At 41.7% G+C, this 1,136-nt stretch carries 1 protein-coding gene and 1 pseudogene; both read left to right on the top strand.

Features of this window, described 5'->3' with window-relative positions:
- The first annotated feature begins 165 nt into the window (after positions 1-165).
- The gene (locus tag A3738_RS08680; protein ID WP_156504114.1) at positions 166-342 is read left to right on the top strand and encodes a hypothetical protein; all 177 of its coding nucleotides are present in this window, start codon (positions 166-168) and stop codon (positions 340-342) included.
- A 63-nt stretch (positions 343-405) separates the two neighbouring features.
- A pseudogene (locus tag A3738_RS31875) lies at positions 406-924 on the top strand (chalcone isomerase family protein).
- The last annotated feature ends 212 nt before the right edge of the window (positions 925-1,136 follow it).

Raw genomic sequence — 1,136 nt, forward strand, 5'->3', positions numbered from 1 at the left:
CTATATCAAAATCATCGTGCCAGAATTCAACGAGAACCATGTGAAGGATGAGCCTATTTTATTTAAACATGGTTTTTCGCGCCGTGTGGCTTTGAAACAAGCAATATGCACACGGCAATGTCATGCCTAACTACCACAGATTATCTGATGCTTGGTGGGTCTGCAATGAGCACACAAGCGTTAGCGGAACAAGGTTTAACGAGCGCTTTGTTGCCAGAAGAAATAGAGTTTCCACCTTTTAATTACAAGATGATTTGGCATCAACGGCAAAACAAGCCTGCAGAACACCAATGGTTTCGCTCTTTGGTGTTGCGTGAGTTGATGGCGCTGGCACAAAAATAAATATAGAAGTGAGTAAGGAATACTATTAATAAATTTGGCGCAGTACTGTCGTTTTTTATGTTGATGACAGGTGTTGTATACGCAGATTCAAGCACATCTAAACCGTCTATTAACGTCAGCGCTCAAACCCTTCAGCTGCAAGGCAGTGGCATGCGAACTCGTATGTTCATAGATTTATATGTAGGAAGCTTGTATCTCTCTAGTAGCCCTGAGCAGGCGAGTAATATTGTTGAAGACAATGCTCCTATGGCAATTTGTTTAGAAATTGAATCAAGCTTAATTAGTAGTGACAAGCTTCAAGAAGCGACCCGTGAAGGCTTTGAGCAATCAATTGGTGATATCTCTGCAATGGAGCCAAGAATTGAACAACTTCTCTCAGCCTTTGATGAGCCTATTGATGTCAGCGATACCTTCTTATTGTCTTGAGACCCTGCAAAGTCAGTCATTCAGGTACATCGTAATAACTTTGTTATTTCAGAGGTGCCGAGTTTAGATTTTAAACAAGCATTATTTGGTATTTGGTTGGGCGATTCGCCCGTTCAAGATTCGTTGAAAAATGAGATGCTTGGCTTGTCATCTTAATTCCTCTCGTTTTATCTCGGCACGGCACTAGGTTTTGAGTCTTCCTAGTGGCCAGTGCCTTTTTCTTTCTGGCACACTAGTCTCTCGTGTAAATTGATTGTTGGGTGAGAGCATTATGTGGCTTCAACGTACGATTCGGCTAAAAGCGCAAAAAAGAGGCTTTTATCTCGTTACGGATGAGATTGTTCAGCAAGTACCTGAGATAGCAAACT

The sequence above is a fragment of the Oleiphilus sp. HI0066 genome, from assembly GCF_001635725.1.